The 9,610-nt window shown below is 33.0% G+C and carries 5 protein-coding genes and 2 rRNA genes; 1 reads left to right on the top strand and 6 read right to left on the bottom strand.

Going from position 1 to position 9,610, the window contains the following annotated elements:
- Window positions 1-679: 679 nt before the first annotated feature.
- Entirely contained in the window at window positions 680-1,918 is a 1,239-nt protein-coding gene (locus LXH21_RS16380) for a glycosyltransferase (RefSeq protein WP_239868429.1), read from the bottom strand.
- A gap of 297 nt (window positions 1,919-2,215) precedes the next feature.
- On the opposite strand from LXH21_RS16380, the gene miaE reads away from it, so the two are divergent.
- Window positions 2,216-2,797 carry a tRNA-(ms[2]io[6]A)-hydroxylase gene (miaE, locus tag LXH21_RS16385; protein WP_239868431.1) on the top strand — a complete coding sequence of 194 codons (582 nt, stop codon included), beginning with the start codon at window positions 2,216-2,218 and terminating at the stop codon, window positions 2,795-2,797.
- Window positions 2,798-2,850: 53 nt separating this feature from the next.
- Here the strand turns inward: miaE and LXH21_RS16390 are convergent, their stop codons facing one another.
- The 5 genes from LXH21_RS16390 to LXH21_RS16410 form a co-directional block, all read right to left on the bottom strand.
- Window positions 2,851-4,980: an OmpA family protein gene (locus tag LXH21_RS16390; RefSeq protein ID WP_239868434.1), complete on the bottom strand. Its 2,130-nt coding sequence runs from the start codon at window positions 4,978-4,980 to the stop codon at window positions 2,851-2,853.
- Window positions 4,981-4,990: 10 nt separating this feature from the next.
- Window positions 4,991-5,926, bottom strand: a complete 936-nt coding sequence (locus LXH21_RS16395) for a PorP/SprF family type IX secretion system membrane protein (protein WP_239868437.1) — start codon at window positions 5,924-5,926, stop codon at window positions 4,991-4,993.
- A 6-nt stretch (window positions 5,927-5,932) separates the two neighbouring features.
- On the bottom strand, window positions 5,933-8,533 hold the full coding sequence (locus tag LXH21_RS16400; protein WP_239868440.1) for a gliding motility-associated C-terminal domain-containing protein: 2,601 nt from the start codon (window positions 8,531-8,533) through the stop codon (window positions 5,933-5,935).
- A 709-nt stretch (window positions 8,534-9,242) separates the two neighbouring features.
- Window positions 9,243-9,352, bottom strand: a 5S ribosomal RNA gene (rrf, locus tag LXH21_RS16405).
- Window positions 9,353-9,482: 130 nt separating this feature from the next.
- Window positions 9,483-9,610 (bottom strand): 23S ribosomal RNA (locus LXH21_RS16410); the annotation flags it as partial.

Here is a 9,610-nt window from a genome sequence, read left to right on the forward strand (position 1 = left end):
GCTTCAATCGAGGCTAAATAGTAAGATATCATATTCAAGACCAGAATACCGTCAAGAAGTATATCCAATTTTAGCTTGAAGATCATATGAATTATATAAATGATCACAATTACAACTGTTATTATTATTGAAAATATTATAACTTAAGCCAAAACCAGTTGAAAATTCATAATTAAAGTTCTTAGCAAAACTACGTCTTATCCCAAAACTTGGCAGTATTAAAAACGCATTTACTATTCGGATTACGTCGTCAATTTTATAAATCGAATTACGATAGGCAGCAAAAGCTGTTTTTATAGAAAAATAATTGGAGCTATCGTGGCTGATATTTCTGCCCAACCGATTTCTTCTATCAATACCATAATAAAAACGAGGCTCCACAACCAAGCTTAATGGCATTATAGTCCTGATATTGACTCATTCTGTATATTATCGTATGAATAGGTATTTGAATCAATTGCTAATTCAGTACGTAAAGCTAACTTTCTATCTAATTTGAATTCATAAAAGACATCTGCTTTTATATGTCCTAGTTCAGTTCCAAAGATTTTTTTTCAACACTTATATCTTGTGCATTCATACTAAGTCCGCAAAGAACCATTGAAAGCGCAGTAATTAATTTCTTCATTTTACGTTCTATTATTCAAATGTAAAAATAGAATTAACTTGCAATTATACGTTATGTTTTATTTTTTTCTTCGATCCATCTTGACATGTATTTCGTACTAGCCAAACTATGATGCTGCAAAAGATTTCCGTAAAAGTTTGCTTTACGATGTTGCAGTAAATTGGCTAACAAATAGGTAATTTTTCTTTTAAATTTGCCTTCAAAAAGACTTTTATCAAAACACTTTTCTATAATTTTAATTCCTTGCTGTTGCGATTTTAGCCAAAGCTTTTCGTTGCTATACAATTCAACAGCTTTGTTAGCAAATGAAATTTCATCATCTTCTATAAAGCCATTCCATGGTAAACCTTTATGCATAGCCTCAGCTCCTATTTGAGTAGTAATAGTAGGGGTACCATATTGCATAGCCTCCACTAATTTACCTTTTAATCCTGCACCAAAACGTAAAGGAGCCAACAGCACGAGAGCTTCTGAAATTACTTTTTGAGCATTAGCAGCTCGCCCTTGAATATAAAATCCTTGTTTGGCATTATGTAACTGTTGTACTTTTTGAGAAGGATATGCGCCGTAAATATGTAATGCAGCATCAGGTTGCTGCTGTTTTATGAGTGGCCAGATTGTTTCTTTGAGATATTGTACTGCATTCCAATTGGGTTCATGCAAAAAATTACCAATGAAGACGTAATTTGTTCTTTCTTTGAAAGGAACAAAATCAGAAATAGCTTCAGCATCTAATAAAAACGGAAGGTAAAACAGCAAGTTGATATCGACTTTGAAAACGGATTGTAAAATATCAATTTCAAATTTAGAAATCATCAATGATAAATCACACCTTAAAATACTAGCAATTTCACGTTTAGCAACTTCTTCGACTAATAAATCATCTATTTCAAAAACGCTTCTTTCTTTAAAAGATTTTTGTCTAGCAAGTCGCAAACAATGTAAATCTTCGGTGTCAAGCATACGTAATGCCTGCGGACAACTTTCGGTTACGCGCCAACCAAATTGCTCTTCCATCATGAATCGATCAAATAGCACGATAACTGGTTGCAGATCTTTTATATAGCTATCAAAACTCGAACAGTTTAGCTTAATACTTTTTTTCTCAATATTGTGTTCTTCTAAATCGACCATAAAATCGCTATCCATGGCTGGACTTGAAAAAACGATATGATAGCCCTCCTCTTGAAAACACGAAATGAGTTGTAACATTCTGTATCCTGCTGCAGATGAATTGGGCTCTGGCCAAACCGAACCTATAATTAAAACTGTTTGAATTACTTTTTCCATTACTGCAAAATAAGTGTATTTTGATGAAATAGGATTAAGATCATCTACATATTAATTTGCAAAATAGAATTTTAAATTTATTAGAAAACGATATTGATTATACCTTTTTGCGCGAGGGATTGAGGCGGTATCCTTTTTTAGCTGGTTTTTTTTCACAGCTAAAAAAGATATAGCCGAAAGCCCGACCCGTAGTTTTTACGGAGGGGCGCGCCCATGACATACAAACTGAGATTGAAGTTCTAATCTCAATTATTAAGAAAGAAAACACTAATTTTGTAGGACTAAAAAAGATAGGTGATGTTAGGACTAAAATTGGTTACTGACCCGAGATGGGTAAATATAGTAGAATCGAATATAGAAGAAATCTTGACTGACCATGCATGGTGCGAGCAAAAAGCAGCTTCAAATGCAATAAGTCTCATCACTCAGAATTCTGAAAAAGAAGAATTGGTTACAGAATTGATGATTATTGCACGGGAAGAATTGGAACATTTGCAAATGGTTCACAATCTAATTAAAAGCAAAGGTCTTGTTTTGGGAAGAGAACGAAAAGATCATTACGTAAATGAACTTTTTAAATTCATGAAAAAAGACGGTAGTCGTAATGACGCACTGTGCGAACGTCTGCTTTTCTCTGCTATGATTGAAGCAAGAAGTTGCGAGCGTTTCAAGGTCTTATCTGAAAATATTGCAGATCCAGAATTGGCAAAATTCTATAAGGATTTAATGATTAGTGAAGCAGGACATTACACTACTTTTCTAGGTTTTGCTCGAAAATATGCCGATAATGTAGATGTAGATAGGCGGTGGAAAGAATGGATCGAATTTGAGACTTCCATCATTGTCAATTATGGCAAGAATGAGACGATACACGGATAAAAAAAGAGGTAAATTTCAAATTGAAATTTACCTCTTTTTCTTTTTAATTCAGGTTATAGATCCTTAATCACAAATTCACTTCTTCTGTTTAATTCATGTTGCTCTTCAGAGCAAGAATCACTCGGAATGCATTTTACAATTTGAATACTTTCTCCGTACCCTTTAGCAAATATTCTTTTGGAGTCTATACCTTGACTCACAATATATTCCCTTGTCGATTCTGCACGATTTGATGACAACTTTAAATTGTATTTACCATCTCCACGATTATCTGTATGTGAGCCAACTTCAATAACCATTTCTGGATATTTATTTAGTAATACAACAACTCGATTTAATATTATTTTTGCTTCTTTACGAATATACCACAGATTATAATCAAAATAGATAGGATCTGTTTTTATTATAAGGCGGTCTTTTTCTTTTACAACGTCCTTTTCAGTTGTCACAATTTGGTCTAACTTGGCCCTTTTCTTGATTTCTTTTTCTTTAACTAATTCCTCTTTAGCAACTTTCTCTTCTTGCGCCTTTCTTTCTTTAAGTGCAATTTCTTCTCTTTTCTTTCTTTGTGACACTAATAATTCTCTTTTTTCTTTCTCCTTCACAGCGAGTTGCTCTTCTTTAAAGATAGCATCTTTCGATCTTAAAGATAAAGAGGTAATATTGTCCTTTTTTCTATCTTGATAGAGTTGAAATGATTTTGAATCATTAGTGTAGTTTTCTTTTGCTCCCAGTACAGTATAACTACTATCGCAGTCCACAGTAAAGCGAAATGCACCATCACCAAGTGTGTTAAATTGCTTAATTTCGACTTTATCTTTATTCTGTAAACTTATTATTGCATTAGTTAACGGAAGCTTCGTATCTACATCTATAGCAATACCTGAAATATATTGTATACAATCTTCAACTACCAGTGGCATTGTTTCTTTCAGCTGATAAATATCATCACTACCTTTCCCTCCTCCTCTGTTGGATGAAAAGAAACCTTCTTTAGTATCCGAATCGATAATGAATGCAAAATCATCAAAACCAGAGTTAACGGGTAAACCTACATTGACGGCTTCTAAAGAATTAACAGTTTTAATATCTGCAACAAACACATCAAGCGAGCCGTAACCTCCACGTCCATTTGATGAAAAATACAATTTGTCATCTTTTGCAACATACGGAAATTGTTCTTTTCTAACTGTATTTATGTTTGGTCCTAAATTCACAGGATCACCAAATCCTGATTCCATTATTTCGACCTTAAAGATATCTAATGAACCGAGAGTTCCAGGCATATCTGATGCAAAATACAACGTCCTCTCATCATTACTTAAAGCAGGATGCTCCACAGAATAATTATCACTATTAAATGACAAAGACGTAATGTTTGACCACTGATCATTAATAAACTCTGCTTTAAATATTTGAAGATTTGAAACTCTGTCTTTATTCTTAGCACGTCTGCCTTTTTTGTAATTATTCCTAGTAAAATACATAGTTTTCCCATCCTTTGTAAAAACGGCATTGGATTCGTGCATGGAAGTTTTTATCTCATTTGAAAACAAATTAACTACTGCATCAGCACTATTAATTTTATCAAAGGGTACAGCAACTAGATCGAGATACTTTTCATTGTTCCATTTGAATTTCTTGTCAAACAATCCATTATTATCCATAACTCCAGAAAAAACTAAATTCTTCTTTAACAGGAATCCACCAAATTCAGAATTAGGGGTATTAATTGCCAAATTTTTGATTTCAAATCTTTTTCCTAAAGCGGTTATATTGGCTAAAATTTTAATGTTTTTACCAAAAATGCTTTTTTCAAATTCGTTATTTGTATTCGTAAGATAATCTAAATATATTTTATTGGCTTCTGAATAATTTCCAGACGCTTTCAAACTTTCCGAATATCGAAAGTAATCATCTTGACCAAGTACGTTTTTAAATTTAGAAAACAGTTTTCCGTAGCACTTTTGCGCATTAACATAATCACCAACGTAATAATAACTGTCTGCCAAATTTTTAATGACATCAAAAGTTGGATTGTCATCTACTACTTTTTCATAAAGTGGAATAGCTGTACTATAATATGTCTTTTCAAAGAAACAATTTGCTCTTTGAATATCTTGTACTTGAGCATTTAAGAATTGTATTGAAAACACAATAACGACTAGAAATATCCTTTTCATATCTTAATTTTTAAAAGAACCTTGGTGATTTATCAAAACCTTTACGTAATAAATCTAGATTGAACAATATAAATAGTTCGTGTGTTCCTGAATTAAATTGGCCGAGATTTGAGATTGTATAATCGTAAGCATATCCAACTCTAACACTTGGTGTAGCTTTAATATTCATCAATGCACTAATCGCGTCACCAACTCGATAAGATGCTCCCAACTCAAACTTATCATTGTAGAGTACATTAGCTGAAACATCGACAGTAACTGGAGAACCAGGGATAAATTTGCTCATAAATGAAGGCTTTAATTTCAACATATCGGACATCCTAAAAACATACCCACCAGTAAGATAAGTGTGAATTTGCTCAGAACCAAAAGCATTTATTCCTGAACGTTCTTCGATATGCTTTGAATTTAGAAGATTAGGACTAGAAACACCTACGTAATAATTGTCTGTATAATAGAAAGCTCCAATACCTATATTTGGAAAAATAGTATTTATATTTTCCGAAAAGGCAAAATCAGTACTGGCATTACCACTTTCAAACATAAAGCCATTAAAATTGGTTTTAAAAGAGGTGAAACCAGCTTTCATTCCGAGAGAAAGTTTATGGGTGTTATTAAATTTTAATACATAAGCAAAATCAGCATAGAAATTATCTTCTTTTTTAGCACCATCACCAATGTCATCGGAAACAAGCGATACACCAACTTCGATTTTATCATTAATAGGCATGTGACCAAAAGCAGTCATTGTTTTAGGCGCACCTTCGATTCCTACCCATTGCGTTCTATATAGCAATCCAAGATCCAGCATAGATTCATTACCTGTTGCATAAGCTGGATTTATAACATTCATATTGTACATATACTGCGTAAACTGAGCATCTTGTTGCGCTGAAGCACCAGTGTAGAGAAACACAAGACTTACAATTAGTATTATCTTTTTCATCTTAAATTATCTGTTTAAATACAATTGTCCTTGCTTAGGTGTCTTATTGTTCTTGTTATAATTAATGATATAAAAATAAACGCCGTTAGGAGCAAAACCGTCAATACCAGCTTTATAATTCGAGTTGCTACCCGTCCATTCTAATTTATTTTTATCACCACTAAACAATTTGTTACCAAATCTATTATAGATTTCTAAGGTGAAATTGGGATAAATAAATTCAATATCTTTTATTCTGAACGTATCATTAACTCCATCATTATTAGGGGAAAAGCCATCTGGAATTAAAAAACCATCAGTAACTTCGCAATTAACTAAAGAGGGAGTTACTATTAAAACATCTGAGAAGCAGCCTGTCATATTTGAGTAGGCATAACCATAATAACTACTACCATTTTTAAGTGTAGAAGCGTCATTCAACCTATTTCCAGAGACTGCAGCATCAAACCAAATTAATTCGTCAGTATGATTTACATTATTTGACAAATCATTTACTGTAGGATTATCTAAACCGCAAAAATTTTCACCGTTAGCATTTAAGGTCGGTGTCGAAATATCATTTAAAATAACATCAAGAGATACTCGAGAAGATTCACATCCTGTAACGGTATTAACTTCTTTGACGTAGTATTTCTTAGATTCCAACAAAGAAGTAGCACTTAATACAACTGTACTACTTGCTGAATCAAACCATTGAAATTGACTTCCATTAGGTAGTAAATTATTAATTGTAGGTTTATTTACTTTGCAAAATGATTGATCTTGAACAATTGGATTACTAGGGTTTTTACTGATCGTAAAGGTTTTTGAACTAGAAGAAACTACTGCTTTACAGCCAGTATTATTATCTGTTATATAGGTTAAATTAAATATCGTAGTACCCAAATTCATCAAGGCTGAAGCCGGAATAATAAATGAGGCCTTTCCGGAGTTAACAACAAGAGTAATTGAACCTTCAGATATAGTATCAGAATTATTTATACGGTATCCGACTTCGATTGTAGTGAGTGTTCCTAACCCAGAAATCGAAACAGTGACAGGTTGAATTTGGCAAACATTTGGAATATCTATTACTAAGCTAGAAAAAGAGGGTAGCGGCTTTACAGTAAAAGACTTACTTACATTTGCATTATTAGTACAGCCACTAGCTAGATTTGTGATTGAAGTTATATTAATTGTGCAATCACCACTATTAGGAAGCGATAAAGATGGAATAATTAAGGTCCCAATATTATTATCAAATACCAGGACACCACTCTGATTAACTAACGTATTACTTCCAGATAACGTGTAAGCAATAGAATAATTTCCCTTAACTAAATTAGTATCTCCAGATAGTTGTAAAATTACGTCGTTTCCTTTACAAACGGGGGTAATAACAATTGTTGCATTATTAATGACTGGTAAAGCATTTACAGCTAAAACATCAGAAATTGAGCTTACAACATTTTTACACCCTCTTCTACTGTTCACATCGGAAATCTCTAAAATAGAAACCGTATAATTACCTACTTTCGAAAAATAAGAACCATCAATATCGAAACTTAGAAGACCATTTGTAAAATCAGAAGTAATAGAAATTATATCAGATGATGATACTGAAGAGATAGAATAATCCACTTGGAAAGTACCATTTGGTATAATACCCAGACCTGCATTAATCACGGCTTTATAATTTGCAGTAGTAATTTCACTTTCACAAATATCAGTATTAACATCCAAGGTAGTTTTAGAAAAATCTAATTGATCTTCAATGACTATGTTAACAACTGAAGTCCTTGCATCACATATTGGGTTTGAAGCTAAAACGGTATAGCTAAAAGTATAAGTTCCTTTACCATAAAGTTTATAAATATTTTCAATATCTATAAAAGAATCAGCTGGTCCTGCAAGTTCAGAAGTCGTTGATTCAGTCCACACACCATTTATATCTTCTCCTTCTAATCTAGAATTAAGATCTAAATTTTTATATATCGAAAAGTCGTCAGAATTACATACCAGTAGATCAGTACCTCTACCTGCATTAGGACTTGGAAAAATAGTAACGGATACCTTCGATGATTGAGCAGGACAAGTCCCTACAGCACGTACAGTATAAGTGAAATTATAAGTACCAATATTTGGAGAAGATGCGTTCAACATACTTCCTGTCAATGCTCCAGTTTTATCATCATCACTCCATACACCATTTGATTGGGGTCGGAGAGAACTACCGCTAAAACCCTGAAATAAATTAAATGAAGTATTGTCACTACACACAGATAAAAAGGGACTTGAAACACCTGCATATCCTCCTACCGTAACAGTAATTACAGCGGAATCCTTGCATCCTGCACCATTATCAACTGTATAAGTGTAACGATAAACATTACTATTTGATATTGATTGTACATTTAATATTCCAGTAGTAGTATTGAGACCACCAGATTTCAGGTTATCAACCCATGTACCTCCTGTTATAGCACTACTTCCAAGAAGTCCAAACAAATCTATTGCTTTGCTATTGGGATCAGCTATGTCACAAATAGTAATATTATTATCAGAACCTGCACATTGACTGTAAGAGAAATTTAGATAGAATAAAAACAAGATACAAGAAAATAACATCTGGTATCTTAATTGGGGCTTGAAAATCATATTGTATTCTTAGGTATCGCCAAAAATAGTAAAATATTTAGATTATGTTAACATATATCATAAAATTATCTAAAAATAGCATTAATAAAAATTAGATGTAAAGAATTACAACTATGAATTCACAAATTACGGTATCAGCAATAAAGCAGGAAAAACTAAGATTTAGAAGATTATAAGTTCTCTTAAATAATCATTGAATGATATTAGTAATAATATCAACAATACATATTAGATACATACATTTAGAACCTTATAAAGCAGCGAAATTAATATAATTAAATCGAACTGAAGATTACGATAAAATCGCATTCGAAAGTCAATATTTTAATTTGAACTATCAAAAAGTTGAAATTACAATTGTAGAAGACAATCAATACATCTAGAAATAGAAAATAAAAGTTTCCAGAAGTTAGTTCAAATGAGCACGAACGACTACTCCAATTTTGTCTCTCCACAGGTATTATGATTGATTCGGTTTTAGGATTGATCCCATGTTTTTCCATTAGGATACTTTTTGTGTATCGCTATTTCAGAACGGGACAAATAAACAAAAAAAAATCCTCATCAAATAAATGATGAGGATTTTAAAGAAAGGCGACGAACCGACCCGCGGTGGCGGGAACACGGCATTTCTGTAAAACAAAAAACCCTTATCCGATTAGGATAAGGGTTTTTAAAAAAAAGGCGACGACATACTCTCCCACATAACTGCAGTACCATCTGCGCAGGCGGGCTTAACTACTCTGTTCGGGATGGGAAGAGGTGAGCCCCGCCGCAATAACCACCTTAAGGTCGTTTTGCAATGGGTAAATTAGCTAAAGCTAATCAACATTACATAATATCTTAACATACTGAGATAAAGAAAAAAGTATTCATTAGAAAGTTTCTTCCCGTCCGCCGAGGCGCACGGGAAAAGGGTTTACATAAGCTTACGGATTATTAGTACTACTCGACTATGACATTACTGCCTTTACATCTATAGCCTATCAACGTGGTCATCTCCCACGATCCTTAAAAGAAATCTCATCTTATGGTGGGTTTCGCGCT

The sequence above is a fragment of the Flavobacterium algicola genome (genome assembly GCF_022399565.1).
Lineage (GTDB): Bacteria > Bacteroidota > Bacteroidia > Flavobacteriales > Flavobacteriaceae > Flavobacterium > Flavobacterium algicola.